The organism is Pseudomonas sp. StFLB209, assembly GCF_000829415.1.
GTDB lineage: Bacteria > Pseudomonadota > Gammaproteobacteria > Pseudomonadales > Pseudomonadaceae > Aquipseudomonas.
The window spans coordinates 5,106,464-5,127,972 of sequence record NZ_AP014637.1 but is presented as its reverse complement, the minus strand read 5'-3'; the positions used below and the strand labels follow the sequence as shown (position 1 = coordinate 5,127,972).

At 61.8% G+C, this 21,509-nt stretch carries 20 protein-coding genes and 1 pseudogene; 7 read left to right on the top strand and 14 right to left on the bottom strand.

Annotated features, from left to right (window positions below):
• Nucleotides 1-53: 53 nt before the first annotated feature.
• The 4 genes and pseudogenes from PSCI_RS28305 to PSCI_RS23005 form a co-directional block, all read left to right on the top strand.
• Nucleotides 54-575, top strand: a complete 522-nt coding sequence (locus PSCI_RS28305) for an HNH endonuclease signature motif containing protein (protein ID WP_052483489.1) — start codon at nt 54-56, stop codon at nt 573-575.
• Nucleotides 576-578: 3 nt separating this feature from the next.
• On the top strand, nt 579-2,585 hold the full coding sequence (gene tssI, locus PSCI_RS23015) for a type VI secretion system Vgr family protein (RefSeq protein WP_045491472.1): 2,007 nt from the start codon (nt 579-581) through the stop codon (nt 2,583-2,585).
• Nucleotides 2,585-3,121 (top strand): toxin-antitoxin system YwqK family antitoxin, encoded by a 537-nt coding sequence (locus PSCI_RS23010; protein ID WP_045491469.1) that lies wholly within the window; start codon nt 2,585-2,587, stop codon nt 3,119-3,121. Before tssI ends, PSCI_RS23010 begins: the two co-directional genes overlap by 1 nt.
• A gap of 211 nt (nt 3,122-3,332) precedes the next feature.
• Nucleotides 3,333-4,031, top strand: a pseudogene (locus PSCI_RS23005) (RNA-guided endonuclease InsQ/TnpB family protein); the annotation flags it as partial.
• 51 nt (nt 4,032-4,082) lie between these two features.
• Here PSCI_RS23005 and PSCI_RS23000 read toward each other — a convergent pair.
• From PSCI_RS23000 to PSCI_RS22965, 8 genes are all read right to left on the bottom strand, one after another.
• Complete coding sequence (locus PSCI_RS23000; RefSeq protein ID WP_045491466.1) at nt 4,083-4,475, bottom strand: DUF4280 domain-containing protein; 393 nt, start codon at nt 4,473-4,475, stop codon at nt 4,083-4,085.
• A 133-nt stretch (nt 4,476-4,608) separates the two neighbouring features.
• On the bottom strand, nt 4,609-4,848 hold the full coding sequence (locus PSCI_RS22995) for a hypothetical protein (RefSeq protein WP_045491464.1): 240 nt from the start codon (nt 4,846-4,848) through the stop codon (nt 4,609-4,611).
• A 74-nt stretch (nt 4,849-4,922) separates the two neighbouring features.
• Nucleotides 4,923-6,848, bottom strand: coding sequence for a response regulator (locus tag PSCI_RS22990; RefSeq protein ID WP_045491461.1), 1,926 nt, complete (start codon nt 6,846-6,848; stop codon nt 4,923-4,925).
• Nucleotides 6,838-7,698 carry a sensor histidine kinase gene (locus PSCI_RS22985; RefSeq protein ID WP_045491458.1) on the bottom strand — a complete coding sequence of 287 codons (861 nt, stop codon included), beginning with the start codon at nt 7,696-7,698 and terminating at the stop codon, nt 6,838-6,840. The genes PSCI_RS22990 and PSCI_RS22985 overlap by 11 nt, the downstream gene beginning before the upstream one ends.
• On the bottom strand, nt 7,691-8,707 hold the full coding sequence (locus tag PSCI_RS22980; RefSeq protein WP_045494783.1) for an anti-sigma regulatory factor: 1,017 nt from the start codon (nt 8,705-8,707) through the stop codon (nt 7,691-7,693). The genes PSCI_RS22985 and PSCI_RS22980 overlap by 8 nt, the downstream gene beginning before the upstream one ends.
• Complete coding sequence (locus tag PSCI_RS22975) at nt 8,704-9,108, bottom strand: anti-sigma regulatory factor (RefSeq protein ID WP_045491455.1); 405 nt, start codon at nt 9,106-9,108, stop codon at nt 8,704-8,706. Before PSCI_RS22975 ends, PSCI_RS22980 begins: the two co-directional genes overlap by 4 nt.
• The gene (locus PSCI_RS22970; protein WP_045491453.1) at nt 9,105-9,467 is read right to left on the bottom strand and encodes an STAS domain-containing protein; all 363 of its coding nucleotides are present in this window, start codon (nt 9,465-9,467) and stop codon (nt 9,105-9,107) included. The genes PSCI_RS22975 and PSCI_RS22970 overlap by 4 nt, the downstream gene beginning before the upstream one ends.
• Nucleotides 9,468-9,471: 4 nt before the next feature.
• Nucleotides 9,472-10,323, bottom strand: coding sequence for an STAS domain-containing protein (locus tag PSCI_RS22965; protein ID WP_045491452.1), 852 nt, complete (start codon nt 10,321-10,323; stop codon nt 9,472-9,474).
• Nucleotides 10,324-10,527: 204 nt separating this feature from the next.
• On the opposite strand from PSCI_RS22965, the gene PSCI_RS22960 reads away from it, so the two are divergent.
• Entirely contained in the window at nt 10,528-11,082 is a 555-nt protein-coding gene (locus tag PSCI_RS22960; RefSeq protein WP_045491449.1) for a DUF6891 domain-containing protein, read from the top strand.
• 145 nt (nt 11,083-11,227) lie between these two features.
• Here PSCI_RS22960 and PSCI_RS22955 read toward each other — a convergent pair whose 3' ends face one another.
• Entirely contained in the window at nt 11,228-12,421 is a 1,194-nt protein-coding gene (locus PSCI_RS22955) for an MFS transporter (protein ID WP_045491447.1), read from the bottom strand.
• Nucleotides 12,422-12,693: 272 nt separating this feature from the next.
• Between PSCI_RS22955 and PSCI_RS22950 the strand changes: the two genes are divergently transcribed.
• Entirely contained in the window at nt 12,694-14,397 is a 1,704-nt protein-coding gene (locus PSCI_RS22950) for an amidase (protein ID WP_045491444.1), read from the top strand.
• A 15-nt stretch (nt 14,398-14,412) separates the two neighbouring features.
• Here the strand turns inward: PSCI_RS22950 and aldA are convergent, their stop codons facing one another.
• The 4 genes from aldA to PSCI_RS22930 are packed head-to-tail and all read right to left on the bottom strand — an operon-like array spanning nt 14,413 to nt 19,217.
• Nucleotides 14,413-15,846: an aldehyde dehydrogenase gene (aldA, locus tag PSCI_RS22945; RefSeq protein WP_045491442.1), complete on the bottom strand. Its 1,434-nt coding sequence runs from the start codon at nt 15,844-15,846 to the stop codon at nt 14,413-14,415.
• A 22-nt stretch (nt 15,847-15,868) separates the two neighbouring features.
• On the bottom strand, nt 15,869-16,669 hold the full coding sequence (locus PSCI_RS22940) for an aldolase/citrate lyase family protein (protein ID WP_045491439.1): 801 nt from the start codon (nt 16,667-16,669) through the stop codon (nt 15,869-15,871).
• A gap of 18 nt (nt 16,670-16,687) precedes the next feature.
• Nucleotides 16,688-17,872: an L-rhamnonate dehydratase gene (gene rhmD / locus PSCI_RS22935; RefSeq protein ID WP_045491435.1), complete on the bottom strand. Its 1,185-nt coding sequence runs from the start codon at nt 17,870-17,872 to the stop codon at nt 16,688-16,690.
• 46 nt (nt 17,873-17,918) lie between these two features.
• On the bottom strand, nt 17,919-19,217 hold the full coding sequence (locus tag PSCI_RS22930) for an MFS transporter (RefSeq protein WP_045491432.1): 1,299 nt from the start codon (nt 19,215-19,217) through the stop codon (nt 17,919-17,921).
• Nucleotides 19,218-19,376: 159 nt separating this feature from the next.
• Between PSCI_RS22930 and PSCI_RS22925 the strand changes: the two genes are divergently transcribed.
• Nucleotides 19,377-20,321: a LysR family transcriptional regulator gene (locus PSCI_RS22925; RefSeq protein ID WP_045491429.1), complete on the top strand. Its 945-nt coding sequence runs from the start codon at nt 19,377-19,379 to the stop codon at nt 20,319-20,321.
• Here the strand turns inward: PSCI_RS22925 and lldD are convergent.
• Nucleotides 20,304-21,440: an FMN-dependent L-lactate dehydrogenase LldD gene (lldD, locus tag PSCI_RS22920; protein WP_045491426.1), complete on the bottom strand. Its 1,137-nt coding sequence runs from the start codon at nt 21,438-21,440 to the stop codon at nt 20,304-20,306. The genes PSCI_RS22925 and lldD overlap by 18 nt on opposite strands.
• Between the last annotated feature and the right edge of the window lie 69 nt (nt 21,441-21,509).

Genomic DNA, 21,509 nt, shown 5'->3' with positions numbered 1-21,509 from the left:
CCTGGACTGGCAGCAATGCCTGCCGATTACCTGTTGGAGCGGAGGAGCAAGACATGTTGCTGATTGTAGGACCCATGGGTGGTCTAGGCTGGGATAACACGCAGACTGTAGCCCGGCATAACTGGGAATTCGTCAGGAAACGTATCGGCCGCGACGGTGACAATACCCCGACCAAGCTGTTCGACTCGCCATTCAACTGGGATACGTTCAAATGTGCGGGCCGCTGTGGCGGGCGCATCTTGCCGATCGATATCGCCGATGTGGATCATATGCAGGCGAAATCGACATTTACCTGGAACGTTGTCAAGCAGACGACCATGATGACAGTCGCGGCCTTCACCCCCCAGAACAACGGCAACCATTGGATCATTGCCGAGAGCGGATCGATTCCGGTGCGCTACACCAACACGGGTGAATCTGATCACTTGCAATATGAGGTCGGGGTGAACAACACACTGACCGTCAGACTGGGCAACCGGCTGGTCTCCTGGAGTATCCAGGACGTCCTGGCCAACAACATCGACAACTTGCAACTGCTTTGCCCTCCCTGCAACCGCTCTAAGGGCGCCAAGTAAACGATGCCGCGTCCTGTAGATTCCAATAGCACCCTGGCGCTCAGCGGTTCGACACTGTCAGCTTTGTATCCTGAGTCACTCAGCGGCCAGGAGTCGCTCGGGGTTGCGGGCGTGTACCAGTTGTACGGCTTGAGTGACAGTGCCGTGAACATGGCCTCAGCCATCGCTACCCACGTCACCGTCACCCTGCACAACGACGCCAACCAGCGTCCACTTGACGCGCTGGTGGCCGAAATCCGTCAGTTACCGGGTGATGCCACTGCCGATCACTACCAACTGCTGTTGCGCCCCTGGCTGTGGTGGCTGACCCTGGCGCGCAATAACCGGGTGTTCCAGAATCTCAGTACCTCAGACATCGTCACCACAATTTTCAAGGCCCATGGCTTTACCGATTTCAAGCTGTCGCTGACCGGCAGCTACAGCCCGCGTGAGTATTGCGTGCAGTACGCTGAAAGCGACTTTGCCTTTGTGTCGCGGCTGCTGGAGGAGGAAGGCATTTTCTGGTTCTTCACCCATGCAGAGGGGGCGCATACGCTGGTGCTGGCCGACAGCAACGATGCCTTCTTGCAGATTCCCAACGGCCCCACGGTGGCGTATCTGGGCCAGGGCATGGGCGGGCGTGAGCTGCATGGGGTGCGTTCCGGGGAGCTGGTGGTGCAGGCGGTGTCCGGGGTGTATTCGGCGACCGATTATGAATTCACCACGCCGACGACCTCGTTATACAGCCAGGCGCAGGCCAGTGCAGGGCCTCTGACCGTATACGATCACCCTGGCGGCTACGTGGCCAAGGCGCGTGGCGATGCATTGACCAAGCAACGGGTCGACGCCTTGCGCAGCCAGCAAAAGCGTTTCGTGGGTGACAGCGATTGTCGCTGGCTGGTGCCGGGGCACTGGTTCACGCTGAGCGGTCATGACGACGCCGAAGCCAATATCGATTGGGTCGTGACCTCGGTGTCTCATCAAGTCAGTCACGAAAGTTACCGCAATCGTTTTGAGGCCATCCCCAAAAGCGTCAATTATCGCCCGCTCAAGACCACGCCCAAGCCGACCATGCACACTCAGGTTGCCAAAGTGGTGGGCAAGGCTGGCGAAGAAATCTGGACCGACGAATACGGGCGGATCAAGGTTCAGTTCCCCTGGGACCGCGATGGCAAGAATGATGAAAGCAGTTCCTGCTGGGTGCGGGTCGCGCAAGGCTGGACCGGCAAAGGCTTTGGCATGCAGTTTATTCCGCGTATCGGCCAGGAGGTGGTGGTGACCTTCATTGACGGTGATCCGGACCGGCCGCTGGTCACCGGCTGCATCTACAACGGCGACAACTCGTTGCCTTACAGCTTGCCCGCCAATCAGACCCAATCGGGGATCAAGACCCAGTCGTCAAAGGGCGGCGGAGGTTTCAACGAACTGCGTTTTGAAGACAAGAAGGACAGCGAACAAGTGTTTCTGCAAGCGCAGAAAGACCTGACCTTCAATGTGCTCAACGACACCACCGCTACCGTGGGGCATGACGAAACCCTGACTGTCCAGAACGCCCGGACCCGTACGGTCAAAGAAGGCAATGAAACCGTTACCCTGGAGAAGGGCGACCGTAGTGTCACCCTGCAAGCTGGCAGCGACACCCTGGACATCCACACCGACCGTACCCTGAAGGTCGGCGGCAACCAGACCCTGACCACCAACGGCAACTATAGCCACACCGTCAAGGGCGATTACTCGCTGACGGTCAGCGGCGACCTGACCATCAAGGTCACTGGCAAGCTGACACTGCAGAGCACCGGTGACTACCTTGCCAAAAGCAGCGCCAGTGTCACCACCCAGGCCGGAACATCCCTGACCAACCAGGCGGGTACGGCGTTGACCAACAAGGCGGGGACTTCGCTGGATAACAAGGCCGGTACCACTTTGACCAACGATGCGGGGGTCAGCCTGACCAACAAGGGTGGTGCCGAACAGACGGTCGATGGTGGCGCGATGCTGACGATCAAGGGCGGTCTGGTGAAGGTCAACTGATGAGTAGCGAAGACGTTGACCTGCGGCGTGGCGACAGCCGCTTGCGCGCCCGCCTGCAGGATGGGCAGTTACACGGGGCTGCGCAAATAACCGAGAACGACCGGCCACAGGCGGCACTGAGCTACCGCAACGGGCTGCTGGAAGGGCCGATGGTCATCTACCACAGCAATGCAGTGGTCAGTGCCCGGCTCAACTATCGCCAGGACAAGCTGCATGGCCTTGCGCAGTATTACAGCGCCCAAGGCCCATTGATTCGTCAGGCTCACTATCAGGCCGGGCTGCTGCATGGCGTTGCCGACACCTATTTCGAGGATGGCACCCTGGCGGCCCGGGACCACTACCGGCTGGGTCAGTTGCATGGTCAGAGCCAGCGTTTTCACGCCAATGGTCAATTAGCGGCGCGCCTGGAGTATCAGCGAGGCAAGCTGCTGGAACGTGCCAGCGAGTACAGTAGCGATGGCAGGCCGCTTGATCTGGAAGGCAAACCGCTGTCGCGCTGGAAGGCCTGGTGGCTGAAGTGGCGTGAAGCGCCCTGACCATCGGGCGCGCGACAAGCCCCGCCGTTCAGGACGGGGAAGGATAGCGCGGACGGCGTAGCCGTCCCTGGTTGCAGTGGGGGGCTGCTGCTGTTCGATGGATGCACCGCCGCAGGATGATGCGTAGTAACATGGCGACACAGATGCGCTTCTACGGCGATGTTTCGTTACAAAGACCCCATGGGCATGCACCTTGAAAACACCGTGCCGTCCGCGCCTAAGTGCGGCAGTCGGCATCGACATGGGCATTGCCCGGTTCGCCACGCTTTCGGATGGCTCGTTCTACGCACCCCTTAACAGCTTCAAACGCCATGAGACCGCGCTGTGCAAAGCGCAGCAGGCGATGAGCCGCAAGGTCAGATTCAGCCGCAACTGGAAGAAGGCGAAAGCCTGCGTCCAGCGCATTCACTCGCGCATCGGCAATGCCCGCCGCGACTACCTGCACAAGTGCTCCACCACGATCAGCCAAAACCACGCGATGGTGTGTATCGAGGACTTGCAGGTACGCAATATGTCCAGGTCGGCGGCAGGCACGGCCGAGGCACCGGGAAGAAACGTTCGGGCCAAATCTGGCCTGAACAGGGCCATCCTCGATCAGGGCTGGTTCGAGTTCCGCCGGCAACTGGACTACAAGCTGGCGTGGCGCGGCGGCTGGCTGATTGCCGTACCGCCGCGAGATACCAGCCGCACGTGCCCCAGTTGCGGCCATGTGTCGGCGGCCAACCGCCAGACGCAAGCGCTGTTCAGGTGTGTGGGATGTGGTTTCGAGGGCAACGCTGATGTGGTCGGGGCGATCAATGTACTAAGGGCGGGACACGCCCGGTTAGCCTGTGAAGTGAGCGCAGAGGTCATGGCGCCAGCAGCAGGAACCCACCGAAGCGACTCGGGGGCGGCTCGATGCCGCGCCTGAGCGCCGCAGGAATCTCCGGCCTTCAGGCCGGGGAGGATGTCAAAGGTGCCCTCAAGGAATCAGCAGTTGCACCTGCCCCGGATACAGCACCTTGATTGCGCCGCCCCAGTTGCACATCAATGTGCAGTTGGCGTCCAGCGCCGGCATCGAACCTAACAGCATGGTCGGCGCACCGGGTATCCAGGGTGAAGCGGTGGCCGGGATGCAGGGCATCGGGGTCAATACCCCCAGTGCCGCTGCGGTGGCGGCTGCGACCATTGGGTTGGCCATGCTCATGCACATGCCGAATGGCAGAATGTTGAGCAGCGGAATGTGATCCATGATGTTCGCAGCCGGCATGCCGGCAGTCAGCATACGGTTGGCAGGCAGTACGTTGAGCATCGAAGGCGCGACACCAAAGCTGCATTTGAGCGTGGCACCGGCGCAGACATGCGGGCATCCCATGATGAGCATCCAGGCAAGAGTCAGACTGACCCTGTCATTCTATGCTGCGCAGAGCGCCGGATGCCATGGTCAAGTGCCGCTTGCAGGGCAGGTCTCGCGGTTCAATCCTTCACGGCTGAAGCTGTTCCTACAGTCAGGCTCGGCCATCGGCAACGTCGCGCTCGATCTTGTCGACTTGACGCTTCAGCTCTTCGGCTTCCTGCTCTTTGGTGCGGATCGTCGTCGGGGTCAGCACTTCATCCACCGCTCGGGTTGTGCCAGACGGATCCTCAAGGTCGCGGCGTACCACATCCACCGGTTTGCCTTGGGCATCCACGGCGCGGCCTGCGGTCTCTGCAACTGCATTACGTTCGAGTTTGCTGTTGTCGTTCATGGTAATACCTCCCGTGCATGTAAGAATGTTGAGAGTTCTCATGCACAGGAGTTCGACTTTTTTCACCCGCGCGCTTACTGGGCACCGGTCAGCGTGCGCCGTACCTTCTCCAGCAGCTCATGAATCTGGAATGGCTTGAGCAGGATGTCCATGCTGTCGTCGAGAAACAGCTGACGGTTGATGACGCCTGCCGCGTAGCCGGTCATCAACAGAACCGGCAGCGTCGGGTGCTGAATACGGGCTTGTCGCGCCAGTTCCCGGCCATCCATGTACGGCAGGCCAATGTCGGTCAGCAGCAAGTCGAAGCGTGCGCCTTCCTGCAGGTGCATTTGCGCGGTTTCAACATCACTGCACTGAGTGCAACGATAGCCTGCATCTTCCAGAACCTCGGTCACGAACATGCGCACCGAAGCAATGTCCTCGACCAGCAGTACGTGCTCGCCTGCGCCCTCCAGGTCCACGGCAATGCTTGAGGCCTCGGCGCTTACCGGATCACTGCTGGCGGGCAACATGATGGTGACTTCGGTGCCGCGCCCGGCCGCGCTGCGAATACTCGCGTTGCCGCCGGACTGGCGGGCAAAACCGTAAATGCTCGACAGCCCAAGGCCGGTGCCCTGACCCAGCGGCTTGGTGGTAAAGAACGGGTCGAACACCTTATCGATCAGGGTGTGCTCGATGCCGGTGCCGTCATCGCGCACGGCCAGCGCCACATAGGCGCCGTCTGCCAGATTCGGATCGCCGCTGGAGCGCGCCATGTAGGTGGTGATCCATACGTGCCCGCCATGGGGCAGGGCATCGCGGGCATTGATCACCAGGTTGAGTACGGCGCTCTCAAGCTGGCTGGGGTCAACCATGGCGATGGCCGGGTGGCTGGTCAGCTCAAGCTTCAGCGCAATGCGCTCGCCCATGGTACGCATCAGCAGTTCTTCCAGTGAGCTGATCCGTTCGTTGATATCCACCGGCCGGGTATCCAGCGGCTGTTTACGGGCAAACGCCAGCAAACGATGGGTCAGCGAGGAGGCGCTCATTGCGGAATTGAGTGCGGCTTCTGCGTAAAACTGAACCTTGTCCAGACGTGAGTCGTTGACCCGCTTGTGAATCAGCTCCAGGCTGGTGATGATCCCGGTCAGCAGGTTGTTGAAGTCGTGAGCGATGCCGCCGGTCAGGTTGCCCAGCGCATCCATTTTCTGCACCTGCAGCAACTGCGCTTCGGTGCGGGCCAACTGGCTGGTGGCGTCATTGAGCTGCGCAAGGTGTGAGCGTTCCCGATGGCGGTGCTCGGTGACGTCTTCGACGAACACCAGGCTCAATCCGGCAGCACGGTATGGCGACAACTGCCATTCGGTTTCGCGCAACTGGCCATGAACCCGCATGTTGAGCAGGCCTTGCCAGCGTTCGCCGGCCACCAGCCGCAAGCGCAATTCATCGAGCATCGCTTGCTGGTCGTCAGCAAAGCACTCTTCGAGTCGCTGCGCATTGCGGTTGTCTTCAATCAACTGGGTGAAGGCGCGGTTGCACTCGTGCACCTTGAGATCAGCGTCCAGCACGGCGATCGGTGCCGAAACATTGACGAAGATCTCGCGAAAGCGCGCCTCGCTTTCGCGCAGGGCGTTTTCCGTTTCGCGTACACGCAGCAGGGTGCGCAGGGTCGCCAGCAATACATCGGGATCCACCGGATGGATCAGGTAGGCATCCGCCCCGGCATCAAGACCGGTGATGATATCGCCGGTCTGAATCGAGGCCGCCGACACGTGGATGACTGGCAGCAGTGCCGTGAGCGGGTCGGCACGCAAGCGGCGAACAATATCGAAGCCGCTCATGTCTGGCAGGTTGACGTCAAGAATCAGCGCGTCAGGCAGTTCACTGGCAATCAGTGCGAGCCCTTCGCCGCCGGTGCCGGCTTCATGCACTTGATAGCCGTGACGCTCCAGGCGGCGGCGCAGGGCATAGCGCGTGGCCTCATTATCGTCGACGACCAACAGGCGGATATCAGTTTTCATCGACAGACTCCGCAGCCACTGCCAGCGGAATGACAACGAAGAAACTTGAACCCACCCCTGGCGTGCTTTGCACGCCCACCCGACCGCCCAGCAGCGCGGCAAAGCGTTTGCACAGCGACAGACCAAGGCCGGTGCCGCGCAGGCGTTTCTGCAGCGGTGAGTCGACCTGGGAAAAGTCCTCGAACAGCGTGTCATGCAACTGCGGGTCGATGCCGATTCCGGTGTCGGTCACCGCGAAGCGAATGTGGCTATCGCCCTCAAGCTTCGCAGAAACCCGCACTTCACCCTGAGCGGTGAACTTCAATGAGTTGGAAATGAAGTTGCGCAGGATCTGCGCGAGTTTCTTGTCATCGGTGAACAGGCGCGGCAAACCTACCGGTTCATCGAAAATCAGGTCGACCTGGCCGCGGTCCACGATAGGCCGGAACATGCCGCGCAGGGCTGCGAACAGATCGAACATGTCGAACCAGGCCGGTGAGATGCTGATGCGTCCGGCCTCGATCTTGGCAAGGTCAAGCAGGTCATCGACCATGTCGCTCAGCTCACGCGTGGCAGTGCTGACAAATGCCACCTGCTTGTGTTGCTCAGGGCTCAGCGGGCCGTCCAGTTCGTCGCTGAGCAGGCTGGTAATGCTCAGGATCGAGCCCAGCGGGGTGCGGAACTCATGGCTCATGTACGACAGAAAGCGGCTTTTCAGGTCCGAGGTCTGGCGCAGTTGTTCGGCCTGGGTGTCGAGCTCGGCGTACAGGGCCAGTACCCCTTGATTGGTTTCTTCAAGCTCGGCGCGCAGTGCTTCATTTTCGCTTTGCAGGCGGGCGAGCAGCGACGCCTGTTCGATGAGGTCACTCATGGCGGTTCTCCAGTGCCACGACCAGCACCGTGACATCGTCGCGGCCACGGCAGAAGTCACGGTACAGAACCGTCGCGATCACGGCAGGGTGGCGATAAACCAGACCGGGGTAGTGCTGAAGATTCCAGCGTGACTGCAAGCCGTCGCTATGCATGATCAAAAGATGTCCCTGTACGTGAGGGTAGTCGAACGCTTTTGCCTTGCGGTACTGAGCGCCAACGATACCGGGATGCGAGGCCAGCCCTCGTGAGCGCTCGGCAGTGACCAGGCTGGCGCTGATATTGCCGATGCCGGTGAAACTCAGGTGACCGCCCTGATCGCCTGCCCGGTACTGGGCAAAGCCAGCAGCGCCGCCGCGAGTGCCGAGCATGGCTTGATGCAAGTCGTCCATCAGTATGGCAGGCGCGCTGCAACTCGCCCGCGCAAAGGCCGCCTCGCCGGCGCGAGCGGCCTGTTCGGCCTCCACGCCATGCCCCAGGCCATCGATGACCAGCGCATTGAAACCTTGTGGGTGCAACACCAGATGCCAGCTATCGCCGCAGGCTGGATCGTTGTGCAATGAGTGCTGGCTAACGCCCAGCGCCAGGTCTGGCGTACTGTCGCCGCGCGGGTAGAAACGGGCCAGCACCACCGAACCGCGCGGGTCGGCCTGCACGTCGAAGACGTCGGCCATACGACTGATTGCGCCGAGGCCGATGCCTTGGGTGCCACCAGTGGAAAAGCCGTCGGTCAGGGCGGTCTGCACATCGAAGCCCGGGCCACGATCCACGGCCAGAATTTCGATCCCGCAACTCTGCGCTCGCGGCAGGACACGCAGATGAAGCTCACCATGCCCGGCGTGCTTGAGCAGGTTGCTGGCCAGCTCGGTCGTGACCAAGGCAACCCGACCGGCATCGGTTTCATCGAACCCGTGCTGCTGAGCGAGCTTTTGTGTGGTGCGCCGGGCGTGCCCCACCTGACTCTGGTCTTCGATCGGCAACACCTCGGTGAGGCTGCCGCTGATATTCATGTCCATCGGGTGATCGTGACTCGCGTTCCCTGGCCGGCGGCCGTGTCCAGTTCAAATTCGTCGACCAGTCGACGGGCGCCGGTCAAGCCCAGGCCCAGCCCGTTGCCGGAGGTCCAGCCGTCGGTGAGCGCCAGTTTGGTGTCGGGGATGCCGGGGCCTTGATCACGGAAGGTCAGGCGCAGACCGACCCGGGTGTTTTCTTCGAGAATTTGCCAGTCCATGTCACCGCCGCCGCCATACACCACGGTATTGCGCGCCAGTTCACTGACGGCTGTGACCATCTTGGTCAGGTCGACCAGACGCATGCCGCACTCGGTGGCCAGCTTGCGGGCGGTTTGCCGGGCCAGCACCACATCCTGCTCGATGGTGATCGGTTGGGTGCCGCTGCTGCGCAGGATCATCGGCGCGTCACTCGTTCACGCAGCAACTGCATCCCGCGCTCGACATTGAGCGCGGTGCTGACGCCGGGCAGGGTCATGCCCAGCTCGACCAGGGTAATGGCCACCGCCGGCTGCATGCCGACCAGCATGGTTTCAGCATCCATGATGCGCGACAGGCCGGAAATGGTGCCGATCATCCGGCCGATGAACGAATCGACCATGTCCAGCGCCGAGATATCGATAAGCACGCCACGGGCCGAGGTCTTGCTGATCAGCTCGGCCAGGTCGTTCTGCAGGGTCAGGGCGAGCTGGTCGTGCATGTCGACCTGAATGGTGACCAGCAAAAACTCACCCATGCGCAGGATCGGAATTCTGTCCATGGTTTCAGACCGCTTTTTCGACAGAAACACCCAGGCGGGTCAAGGCCAGTTTCAGGGCGTCGGACAGGTTGGCTTTGGTCACCACGCCTTGCAGGTCCAGGCCCAGATGGACGATGGTCTGGGCGATCTGCGGCCGTACGCCACTGATGATGCAGTCGGCGCCCATCAGGCGGATGGCGGTGACGGTCTTGAGCAGGTGCTGGGCCACCAGGGTATCGACGGTTGGCACGCCGGTAATATCGATGATGGCGATTTCCGAACCGGTGTCGACGATGCGCTGCAGCAGCGACTCCATGACCATCTGGGTGCGTTGCGAATCCAGGGTGCCGATCATTGGCAAGGCCAACACGCCATCCCAGAGCTTGACCACCGGGGTGGACAGTTCCAGCAGTTCTTCCTGCTGACGCTTGATCACCGCCTCACGGGACTTCTGGAAGGTGGCAATGGTATGCATGCCCAACGCATCGAGCAGTTCGGAGACCTCCCAGAGCTGTTCGGCCAGTTGCTCCGGCTCGTTACGGTAGTGCTCTTGCAGCAAGCCAAACAACGGCCCTTTGAACGCGAAGATAAAACTGGCGGTCTGTTGCGAGTCATGGCCTAACAGGGCGCGGCTGGCCGAGAGTCTTTCCAGAAACTGGCGGATATCGGTCCAGCCACTGATCGCAAGGGAGGAGCCATTACCGTTTTCCAGGCCCGCGCTCAGCAGATTGATAAATTCAGACGTCTGTTGCTGCAAGTCGTGTTCTTTGAGATTGCGTGTTGCGCCACTGGCTTGCAGGCCTTTGATCCAGTTATCCAGAAGCTGCGTCTTTTTGTTACGGATCGCCTCGATGGTGCCGATCTGCAGTACCGCCATGTGCCATGCTCCTGAGTATTAAATACACCGGCTTCCCATAGATGACCGGTGTGCGTTGACAGACACTAACTGTCAGAAATAGTTGGGAATAATTTCATTATTTGCACAGGAAATATAGAACCCCCTGATTGACGTCAAGGAACCGCCACCATGCCGCCCGGTCTGCATGTCACCGCCCCACATTAAAGCAGAGAGAAACAGCGCATGAACGAGGATGAACAATACATCGCCGACAGCATCCATCTGTGGGTGTGGTCCGGGTATTACACGGCCGAAGAAATGCACGAGATGGTCGACGATATTCTTGAAGATGGCTGTGATGAGGCAATGCTCAAGGCGTTGATCGAACCTGAACTGCAACGCAAGCGCGAAGCGCAGCACAGCTGGGCGCAGCAGACCGATTGCGACCGGCTAGACGCGGTGTTCTATCAGTTACACGAAGAGGGCATCTGCGCCTTGGGCAATGCCGGCTACACCATGTCTGACGGATTCACGGAAGTGGCCGAAGCCATCCACCAGGCACCTGACGGGCATTATCACGGTTATTGCTTCTATCACGGTCAGGACGTGGAACGGTCGATTCAGGAAGGCGGCCTGATGCTCGCCTTCGGCGCGCTGAACGACGACCCGGACATCGCCATGAGCGTTGCCCGGCGTCTTGTCCAGGCGCTGGAGGCGGCCGGGTTTGCGGTGCAATGGGATGGCACCCGGAAGCAGCGGATCGATGTGGCCGGCTTTCACTGGCAGCGACGCAGTTAAGGCATCGCCCGCCAGTGTGTGCATTATTCGCCCGCCTGGCCTGTGACAGCCATTTGCTGCCCTTGATAGCAGCGGTCAGCGCTTGGACCAATTCCTCACCGCTGGCTGAGCCGTGCGGCCAAGAGCAGCCCGGCAAGCCGGCCAATCAGGCGTGAGCAACGACCTTGGTCTGCCTGATCAGATACGCCAGCCACAGACACAGGGCGAAGGCCAGCAACGCCAATGCGTTGAGCAGGTGCAGCATCGCGTTGCTGCCAAAGGAGGAAATCACGTAGCCGCAGGCCAGTGGCGCCGCCGCCTGGGCCAGTAGCGCGGGGCGGGCCATGCGCCCGGACACCACCGCGTAATGGGCTGGGTTGACCACCACCATCGGCAGGGTGCTTTTGACCATTGCGCGCAAGCCATTGCCTACGCCATAGCAAAGCAGACCCAGCACCACCAGGTCCGGGGAAAAGTCCACCAGCAACAGACCCAGAGCGGTCATGCCGCTGGACAGCAGGGCGGTGAACAGCGGCGCCTGGCGCTTGGCCAACAGATCCACTACCCGGCACAGCACCTGGGCCGGACCAATCATCGCTCCCAGCGCGATCGCCGAGGCCAGGCTGTGGCCGCGATCCTGCAGCACAGTGATCAGCACGATCGAGACGCAGGTCATCAGCGCTGCGGCGATGGCAAACAGCAGGGTCATTGCCCAGTACAGCGAGGGCGCCAGTGATTGATCGTTACCTTGCGCAGCTTTCGTCGCGCTAATCGTCGGGGTGTGGCGCTCCAGTGCATAGCGATACAGCGGAAACAGCGTGCACAGCGAGACTACGCCCAATACCCCGCAGGTCATGCGCCAGCCCATGCTGTGTTCCATTATCGCCAGCAGTGGCCAGATAACCGTGGTGCAGAACCCGGAAATCAGCGTGATACCGACAATCACCGGGCGTGCCTTCATGCCGTAAAGTGCCCCCAATGCCGTGAACAGCGCGTCGTACAGTCCGGTGGCCATCGCTGCGCCAAGCACCACCCAGGCCAGCAGGAACACCGGCAGCGAAGGGGCCAGCGCCATCATGACCAGACCCGCCGCAAGAATCAGGCTGTGGGCACTGAGCACCTGCCGGCCGCCGACTTTGGCGATCATCCGCCCGCACCACGGCGACAGCAGCGCTGCGACCAGCAAGCCCAGCGAGGCCGCGCCCAGTACCCATTGATGCGACCAGCCGGTGTCGGCGGCAATCGGCGTGGCCAGCACCCCCAGCAGATAGAACGAGCCGCCCCAGGAGAGGATCTGCAGCAGGCCGAGCAGGATTATTTTCGCGTAGCTGGGCGGCGGTACGGCGGTAACGGTATTCAAACGGGGTCCTTGGGAAAGCAACAGGGTGCGTCGGCGGTGCCGGGAGGGCCACAGCTTAGCGGCTCAAGGCCGGGTGTTACAGCCTGAAATCATTGAGCGGTTGCAGCAAGACAATAAGCCAATGTCTGAGCCTTCGGGCAATCAGTCAGTGCAGCCACGCCTATTGACGCCTGCGCCGCACACACCACACTCTGCCGTGCCCGCCGCCCGTTGAATACGGCTGCTGTATGATGGCGGGCTGCGTCTTGATCCGAATCAGAGTGAACACGTCCATGATCGAAGTCACCGAAGTCTCCATCGCCGAGTTGCGCCAGGCCCTGCAAAGCGGGCAAACCACCGCCGTTGAGCTGGTCCAGGCCTACCTGGCGCGCATCGATGCCTATGACGTCGCAGGCACGGCCACCGCGCTCAATGCCGTGGTGGTGCGTAACCCCGATGCGCTCGAAGAGGCCCGTGCCAGCGATGCCCGGCGTGCCCGTGGCCAGACCCTCGGACCGCTCGATGGCATTCCCTATACCGCCAAAGACAGTTATCTGGTCAAAGGCCTGACCGCCGCGTCGGGCAGCCCGGCATTCAAGGATCTGGTTGCTCAAAAGGATGCCTTCACCGTCGAGCGCCTGCGTGCCGGTGGCGCGATCTGCCTGGGCAAGACCAACATGCCGCCGATGGCCAATGGTGGTATGCAACGCGGCGTGTATGGCCGCGCTGAAAGCCCCTATAACGCCGACTACCTGACTGCCCCCTTTGCCTCGGGCTCGTCCAACGGTGCCGGCACCGCCACGGCGGCGAGCTTCGCGGCATTCGGCCTGGCTGAGGAGACCTGGTCCAGCGGTCGTGGCCCTGCGTCCAATAATGGCCTGTGCGCCTATACGCCGTCACGCGGGGTGATTTCGGTACGCGGTAACTGGCCGTTGACGCCGACCATGGATGTGGTGGTGCCCTACGCCCGGACCATGGCCGACTTGCTTGAAGTGCTCGATGTGGTGGTCGCCGACGACCCCGACAACCGTGGCGACTTGTGGCGGCTGCAGCCCTGGGTGCCGATTCCCAAGGCTTCCAGCGTGCGCCCGGCGTCTTATCTTGACCTGCAGGCGGCGCCCGCTGCACTGGCCGGCAAGCGCTTTGGCGTGCCGAAAATGTTCATCAACCAGGACCCGCAGATGGGCAGCAGTGAAGCACCGGGCATTGGCGGGCCAACCGGCCAGCAGATTCATACCCGTGCCAGCGTGATCGAGCTCTGGCAGCAGGCGCGCCGGGCACTTGAGGCGGCCGGGGCCGAGGTGGTCGAGACCGATTTTCCGCTGGTGTCCAATTGCGAAGGCGACCGCCCGGGTGCACCGACGGTGTTCAATCGCGGTCTGGTCAGCAAGGAGTTCCTGCACGATGAGTTGTGGGAGCTGTCAGGCTGGGCGTTCGATGACTTTTTGCGTGCCAATGGCGATCCGCAACTCAACCAACTGGCCGATGTCGACGGCCCGCAGATATTCCCCCATGACCCCGGCACCTTGCCTAACCGTGAGGATGAACTGGCCGCCGGCATGGACGAATACGTGAACATGGCCAAGCGCGGCATCACGCCCTGGGACCGGATCGCCACGCTGCCTGACGGCTTGCGCGGTCTGGAGCAGACGCGGCGTATCGATCTGGAACAATGGATGCAGCACCAGGGCCTGGACGCCGTACTGTTCCCGACCGTGGCCGATGTGGCGCCGGCCGATGCCGACATCAACCCGGCGTCCAACGACATAGCCTGGAGCAACGGCATCTGGGTGGCCAACGGCAACCTCGCCATCCGCCACCTGGGCGTGCCTACCGTCACCGTGCCGATGGGCGTGATGGCCGACATTGGCATGCCGGTGGGCCTGACCTTCGCCGGCCGGGCCTATGACGACAACAACCTGCTGCGCCTGGCGGCGGCCTTCGAAGCCACCGGCAAGCGCCGCCAGATCCCGCCACGCACCCCGCCCCTAGGGTAGAAAACGCCGGAAATCCTACGCCTGCAAGTAAACGACGTGAGTATGGGTGTACTCGTACAACCCATGCTTGCCGTCGGCGCCGCCGATCCCGGATTTGCGCACGCCGGCATGGAAGCCTTGCATCGCCTCGAAGTTCTCGCGGTTGATGTAGGTTTCGCCGAAGTCGATCTCACGCATGGCGTACATCGCCTTGTTCAAATCCTGGGTATACAGCGATGAGGTCAGGCCGTATTCGCAGTCATTGGCCAGGGCAATGGCTTCATCCAGGTCGTCGACGATCTGGATCGGCAGCACCGGACCAAAGATTTCCTTGCGCATGATTTCCATGTCCGCGCTGCAACCGGCCAGCACGGTGGGTTGGTAATGGTAACCCTGGCCGAGATCGGCAATGCTCCCGCCGGTAATCAACTGGGCGCCTTGAGACTGGGCCGTGCGGACCTTGGCGGCCACGCTGTCGAGTCCCTGGCGGTTGATCAGCGGCCCCATTTCCACGTCCCTGTCGGCCAGCGGATCGCCGTAGCGAGTGGCGGCCATGGCAGCGCTGATCTGCTCGATGAATCGGTCGGCCACCGGGCGCTCCACGTAAACCCGTTCGGCGCAGTTGCACACCTGGCCGCTGTTGATGATCCGCGAATCGCGAATCGCCTTGACCGCCAGTTCCAGGTTGGCGTCGGCCAGCACAATCGCCGGGGCTTTGCCGCCCAGTTCCAGATTGAGCTTGGTGATATTACCGGCTGCGGCAGCCATGATCCGCGAGCCGGTCTCGACGCTGCCGGTGAAGCTGATCATGTCGACATTGGTATGCGCACTCAGCGCCGCACCGACTTGACCCGCCCCGCAGACCACGTTGAACACGCCTGGCGGCAGGTCGGTTTCAGCCACCAGCCTGGCGAATTCAAAGCAGTTGTTCGGGGTTTCTTCGCTGGGCTTGATCACGATGGTGTTGCCGGTCAACAGCGCCGGGGCCATCTTGCGGGCGATCAGGAAGAACGGGAAGTTCCACGGCAAAATGCCGGCCACCACCCCCAGAGGTTTGCGAAACACAAAAATGTTCTCGCCGGGACGGTCGCTGGTGATGATTTCGCCTTCAATGCGCCGCGCCCATTCGGCCATGTAGTCCAGATAGTCAGCGGTAAAGTTGACCTCCACTTCGGCCAGCGCACTGATCTTGCCTTGCTCCAGGGTAATGGTACGCGCCAGATGCGCCACGTTCTCGCGGATCCGGCTGGCGATCTTGCGCAAGTAGCCGGCGCGTTCATTGGCGGTGCGTCGCGCCCAGCCTTTTTGCGCGGCGCGGGCCGCAGCGAGCGCCGCTTCGACCTGGCCGGCGTCGGCGGCCGGGACCTTGGCCAGCAACGCGCCGGTGGCGGGGTTGAAGACGTCCAGATGCTCGCCGCTGGCGATGAACTGGCCGTTGATGTAGTTCTCATAGACAGGCAGGGAAGTCATGAGCAAATCCTTTGGCGTGAGTTCAATAGGTCTTTGAGGCCGTGTGTGGCTCGGCGCTCTGGCGATAGCGCGCCAGGTTGGCCAGTGCGGCCTGGCGCATCAGGCTGATGTCGATGCCCACGGCAATGAACTGGCAGCCCCAGTCCTGATAGCGTCGGGCGTCTTGTTCAGCCGGGGCCAGGATGCCGCTGAGCTTGCCGGCGGCCCGGGTGGCGTCGATGGCCGAGCGGATTTTTTCCTGCACCTCAGGGTGCGAAGGATTGCCGACATGGCCCAGCCCGGTCGACAGGTCAGCCGGGCCGATGAACACCGCGTCCACCCCGTCGACCGCTGCAATGGCGGCGGCGTTTTCGATGCCGGCGCGCGATTCGACCTGCACGATCAGGCACAACTGCTGGTGCGCGGTATTGATGTAATCCGGCACCGCATCCCAACGGGTGGCGCGGGTCAGGCCGCCACCCACGCCGCGAATACCATGCGGCGGGTAACGGGTAGCCTGCACCAGGGCACGGGCCTGCTCGGCGCTTTCGACCATGGGAATCATCAGGGTCTGCACGCCGATATCAAGCAACTGCTTGATCAGCACCGGGTCATGGCTCACGGCCCGCACCACCGGTGCGCTTGAGTAGGGCGCAACGGCCTGCAACTGGGCGAGGATTGAAGGCACGGTGTTAGGCGCATGTTCGCCGTCGATCAGCATCCAGTCATAACCGAAACCGGCGGTGATTTCGGCGGCATAGCCGCTGGCAAACCCGGCCCAGATGCCGTACTGCGGAGCGCCGCTGGCCAAAGCGGCCTTGAAGCGGTTGATAGGCATGTTCATGAAGGGTTCCTCGCAGAGTCAGTGCTGATAGGGCCGGTGCAACTGGCACTCGGGGTTCAGTTCGACGCCAAACCCCGGCTTGTCCAGTCTCGACAGGCGCATGCGGCCGTTCTCCGGCACCGGTTCACCGAGCAGTTGCGGGTGGAACATCGGCACCACCTGGTCAGCCTTGGGCGCCATCATCAGAAACTCGGCGAACGGGCTGTTGGTGCGGGTGGCGACAAAGTGGTAGCTGTACACGGAGGAGCCGTGGGGCACGACCATCGCGTTATGCGCATCGGCCAGCGCAGAGATCTTGATCAGCTCGGTGATGCCGCCACACCAGCCGACATCGGGCTGGATGATGTCGCAGCAGCCCATCTCCAGCAGCATCCGAAAGCCCCAGCGGGTCGCTTCGTGTTCACCGGTGGTCACCAGCATGCCGGTGGGGACGTTCTTGCGCAGTGCGGCGTAACCCCAGTAGTCATCCGGCGACAGCGCCTCTTCGATCCACTTCAGGCCGAACTCCTGAGCACCATGGGCCAGCCGCGTGGCGTAGTTGAGGTCCAGGCTCATCCAGCAGTCGAGCATCAGCCAGAAGTCCTTGCCGACCCGCTCGCGCATCACCGCCAGCTCTTCGAGGTTTTTGCGCAGGCCCTGCTCGCCTTCGGCCGGGCCGTGATGCAACGGCAGTTTGCCGCCGATAAAACCCATCTGCTGCGCCAGGTCCGGGCGCGCGCCGGTGGCGTAGAACTGCAGTTCGTCACGCACCGCGCCCCCCAGCAACTGGTGGACCGGCTCCTGACGGACCTTGCCAAGCAAGTCCCACAGCGCCAGGTCAATCCCGGAAATGGTGTTGATCACCAGGCCTTTACGGCCGTAGTACTGCGATGACAGGTACATCTGGTCCCAGATCCGCTCGATATCGGTAACCCTGGCACCCTCGACAAAGCGCGCCAGGTGTTTTTCGACGATATAGGCCGCCGGTTCGCCGCCGGTGGTCACGGCAAAGCCGACATTGCCGTCGCTGTCCTCGACTTCGACCACCAGCGTGCCCAGCACGTTGATGCCGAAGCTGCGTCGGCTCTGGCGATACTCGGGGTACTTGCTCATGGGCGTGGCGATATGATCGTCGATCCAGTGCCCGTCGCCCTGGTCGTGATAGTCGGCGCCGCCGCCGCGCAGCACATAGGCGCGCACGTGTTTGATGACAGGAATGGCCATGGATAATGCCTCTTGGTCAGTACAAAAAGAGTCGGTATTGAAAAAATCAGTGTTGAAAGCTCGCTTGCTTGTGCGGCTGCGCACTGCCAGGTGAGCGAATGCCCAGGATCAGCGCCGCAGCGATCAGGGTGGTCACCGAGAGCACGTAAAGGCCGGCCGCCGGTGACTGGAACAGGGTCTCGGCCTGGTTTTTGATGATCGGTGCGATAAAACCGCCCAACGCGCCGAACGAGTTGATCAGGGCGATGGCGCCGGCTGCGGCGGAGCCGGCCAGGAAGCTGCCAGGAAAGGTCCAGAACACCGGCTGCACGGCAATGAACCCCGACGCTGCAAAACACAGGGCCAGGATGCCCAGTACCGGGCTGGAGACGCTGACCGAGGCGGCAATGCCCAGACCGGAAATCACCAGCGTCAGGGCCGCCACGGCGCGGCGCTGGCCGCTGCGGTCGGCAATACCGGGTACTTTCCAGGCCGCGAGCAGGGCGCACAGCCACGGGATCGCGCTGACGATGCCGACCATCAGCCCGACTTTAGTGCCCAGCAGCCCGGCCACCTGGCTGGGCAGGTAGAACACCACGCCGTAGACGCTGGCCTGGATCAGCAGGTAGATCAGGCACAGGTACAGGACTGCCGGCTGGCAAAGGATTTTGAGCAGGCTGCCGTGGCTTTGTTTATCGCGATCCTCGGCATCGAGCACATTCTGCAGTTGGGTGCGCTCCTCAGCCGTCAGCCACTTGGCATCGGCAGGGCGGTTATCCAGGTAAAAGTAGGCCCAGATGCCCACGGCACTGGCCAGCAGACCTTCTACCGCGAACAGCCACTGCCAGCCACGGCCGCCGAGTACACCATCGAGTTCCAGTAACAAGCCCGACAGCGGGCTGCCGAAAATGAACGCCAGCGGCGCGCCAAAGTAGAAGAAACCCATGGCCTTGCCGCGCACCGCACTGGGGAACCAGTAGGTGAGGTACAGAATTACCCCGGGAAAGAACCCGGCCTCGGCCACCCCCAGCAGAAAACGCAGCACATAGAAAGTCATTTCATCGTGGGCAAACATCATGGCCGCTGACACCAGCCCCCAGGTGACCATGATCCGGCACATCCACAGCCGGGCACCGACCCGGTGCATGATCAGGTTGCTGGGCACTTCCAGTAGCGCGTAGCCGACGAAGAACACCCCGGCACCGAAGGCAAAGGCCGCGTCACTGATACCGGTATCGGCCTGGAACGTCTGCTTGGCAAAGCCCACGTTGGCGCGGTCGAGAAACGCCATGATGTACATCAACAGCAGAAATGGCAGCAGGCGCCAAGAGACCTTGGCCACCACAGAGGCAGGGAGAGTGTTCACGTCAGTTTCCTTTTTGGAGTTATCGAACTGAGCAACAACCGGGTGTTTTGTTGTGGCACTGACTCTACTGCGCCCTTATGATGCCTGACTAATCGAAATTAGCTGTTGGCTGATACTTTAAGGGTATCGGTCTAAAGGGCAGCTTCAGAAGGTCATGCGATGAACGAACACCACCTGTTTGGCCGCCTGCGCTACAAGCATCTGCAGATGCTGGTGATGCTGGGCGCCAGCCGTAACCTGCACCGCGCCTCGGTCAGCATGAACATGTCGCAGCCTGCTGCCAGCCGCATGCTGCAGGAAATTGAAGACCTGTTTGGCTGCGAACTGTTCGAGCGTCTGCCACGCGGCATGCAACCTACGGCGTTGGGCCGCGAGCTGCTGCGCTTTGCCGAGGCAGCGTTGAGCGGCCTTGAGCGCTGCGCTGCGGACCTGACGGCTCGGCAACAGGGCGGTTACGGCTATTTGTCGATTGGCACCATCATGGGCGCCGCACCGGACCTGGTGATGCAGGCGGTGGCGCAGATCAAGGCGCTCAACCCACAGTTGCGGCTGCGGATCATGGGCGATACCAGTGATCAGGTCGTGCAATTGCTGGAGCAGGGCCGGGTGGATATCGCCGTGACCCGGCGCAATATTGACAATGATCGCGAGCAATACCAATTCGAGGCGCTGGGTAACGAAGAACTGATTGCCGTGGTGCACAGCGGCCACCCGTTGGCCGATCGCGAAACCCTGCAATGGGACGAACTGGTCAGGGACTGGCCGTGGATCCTCCAGCCGCAATCAAGCCCTGCGCGTATCGCCTTCGATCAGGCGTTGCTGCGCCAGCAACTGCCGATGCCGGCAGACATCATCGAGTGCAGCTCGGTGTACTCCATGCAGCAACTGGTGCAGTTGACCGACGCGGTCATGGTGCTGTCCGAATCAGCGATGCGCGACTACCTGAAAATGGGCCTGGTCAAGGCCCTGCCGCTGACCATCGACGCGCAGATGGCGCCGTTCGGCCTGCTGCGCCGCAAGGGCGAGCCGGTCAGTCGCGAGTTGCAGTTGTTCATCGACTTGCTGCGTGAACGCCGTGAGCCGGTCTCAGGCGCAAACCAGTGATTCACGGCCGATCTCGCTGATCGAGCGGGCACCGGTCAGTACCATGGCCACCCGCATTTCCTTCTCGATCAGCTCCAGCAGGTGCGTCACGCCCTGGCCACCGGCGGCAGCCAGGGCATAGATAAACGCGCGACCGAGCATCACGCTGTCAGCGCCCAGGGCAATCATGCGCACCACATCCAGACCATTGCGGATGCCCGAGTCCGCGAGGATCGCCAACTGGCCTTTGACCGCATCGGCGATGGCTGGCAGGGCCCGCGCGGTCGATAAGACGCCATCAAGCTGCCGACCGCCATGGTTGGAGACCACGATGCCGTCGGCACCAAAGCTCACCGCATCGCGGGCATCCTCGGCATCGAGAATGCCCTTGATGATCATCGGCCCTTGCCAGAATTCGCGGATCCACTCCAGGTCTTTCCAGGAAATCGACGGGTCGAAATTGGCGCCCAGCCAACCGATATAGTCGGCCAGCCCGGTCGGGTGGCCGCGATAGGCCGAGATATTGCCCAGGTCGTGCGGCTTGCCATTAAGTCCGACATCCCAGGCCCAGGCCGGATGGGTAAAGGCTTGCAGCATGCGCCTGAACGCAGCGTTCGGGCCGCTCATGCCGGAATGCGCATCCCGGTAGCGGGCGCCAGGCACCGGCATGTCCACGGTGAACACCAGGGTGGTGACGCCCGCCGCTTTGGCGCGCTCCAGGGCGTTTTTCATGAAACCGCGGTCTTTGAGCACATACAACTGGAACCACATGGGGCGGTTGATCGCCGGAGCGACTTCTTCAATCGGGCAGACTGAAACTGTCGAGAGGGTAAAGGGAATGCCCTTGGCATCCGCCGCCTGCGCGGCCTGGACTTCACCCCGGCGCGCATACATACCGGTCAGCCCGACCGGAGCCAGCACCACCGGCAGGGCCAGTTGTTCACCGAGCAGCGAGGTTTTCAGGCTCAGATCCGACATGTTGCGCAATACCCGCTGGCGCAGGGCAATCTCGGCCAGGTCACTGACGTTGCGCCGCAGCGTATGCTCGGCGTAGGCGCCACCGTCGATGTAATGGAACAGAAAGGGCGGCAGGCGGCGCTGTGCTACAGCGCGATAGTCGGTGCAGGCCGAAATGATCATCTGGGGGCATTCTCTGGGGTCATTAACTGCTTCACTTGGCCCAGTCTAGCGGCAACGACCCATGTCGGA

Excerpts from the sequence above, each read along its gene's own strand:
- PSCI_RS22940 (WP_045491439.1), bottom strand. The coding sequence starts at position 16,669 with ATGAACATGCCTATCAACCGCTTCAAGGCCGCTTTGGCCAGCGGCGCT.
- PSCI_RS22965 (WP_045491452.1), bottom strand. The coding sequence starts at position 10,323 with ATGGCGGTACTGCAGATCGGCACCATCGAGGCGATCCGTAACAAAAAG.
- PSCI_RS22925 (WP_045491429.1), top strand. The coding sequence starts at position 19,377 with ATGAACGAACACCACCTGTTTGGCCGCCTGCGCTACAAGCATCTGCAG.
- PSCI_RS22990 (WP_045491461.1), bottom strand. The coding sequence starts at position 6,848 with ATGAAAACTGATATCCGCCTGTTGGTCGTCGACGATAATGAGGCCACG.
- lldD (WP_045491426.1), bottom strand. The coding sequence starts at position 21,440 with ATGATCATTTCGGCCTGCACCGACTATCGCGCTGTAGCACAGCGCCGC.
- PSCI_RS22975 (WP_045491455.1), bottom strand. The coding sequence starts at position 9,108 with ATGATCCTGCGCAGCAGCGGCACCCAACCGATCACCATCGAGCAGGAT.
- PSCI_RS22995 (WP_045491464.1), bottom strand. The coding sequence starts at position 4,848 with ATGAACGACAACAGCAAACTCGAACGTAATGCAGTTGCAGAGACCGCA.
- PSCI_RS22980 (WP_045494783.1), bottom strand. The coding sequence starts at position 8,707 with ATGAATATCAGCGGCAGCCTCACCGAGGTGTTGCCGATCGAAGACCAG.
- PSCI_RS23010 (WP_045491469.1), top strand. The coding sequence starts at position 2,585 with ATGAGTAGCGAAGACGTTGACCTGCGGCGTGGCGACAGCCGCTTGCGC.
- PSCI_RS22970 (WP_045491453.1), bottom strand. The coding sequence starts at position 9,467 with ATGGACAGAATTCCGATCCTGCGCATGGGTGAGTTTTTGCTGGTCACC.
- tssI (WP_045491472.1), top strand. The coding sequence starts at position 579 with ATGCCGCGTCCTGTAGATTCCAATAGCACCCTGGCGCTCAGCGGTTCG.
- PSCI_RS22960 (WP_045491449.1), top strand. The coding sequence starts at position 10,528 with ATGAACGAGGATGAACAATACATCGCCGACAGCATCCATCTGTGGGTG.
- PSCI_RS23000 (WP_045491466.1), bottom strand. The coding sequence starts at position 4,475 with ATGGGATGCCCGCATGTCTGCGCCGGTGCCACGCTCAAATGCAGCTTT.
- PSCI_RS28305 (WP_052483489.1), top strand. The coding sequence starts at position 54 with ATGTTGCTGATTGTAGGACCCATGGGTGGTCTAGGCTGGGATAACACG.
- PSCI_RS22985 (WP_045491458.1), bottom strand. The coding sequence starts at position 7,698 with ATGAGTGACCTCATCGAACAGGCGTCGCTGCTCGCCCGCCTGCAAAGC.
- rhmD (WP_045491435.1), bottom strand. The coding sequence starts at position 17,872 with ATGGCCATTCCTGTCATCAAACACGTGCGCGCCTATGTGCTGCGCGGC.
- PSCI_RS22950 (WP_045491444.1), top strand. The coding sequence starts at position 12,694 with ATGATCGAAGTCACCGAAGTCTCCATCGCCGAGTTGCGCCAGGCCCTG.
- aldA (WP_045491442.1), bottom strand. The coding sequence starts at position 15,846 with ATGACTTCCCTGCCTGTCTATGAGAACTACATCAACGGCCAGTTCATC.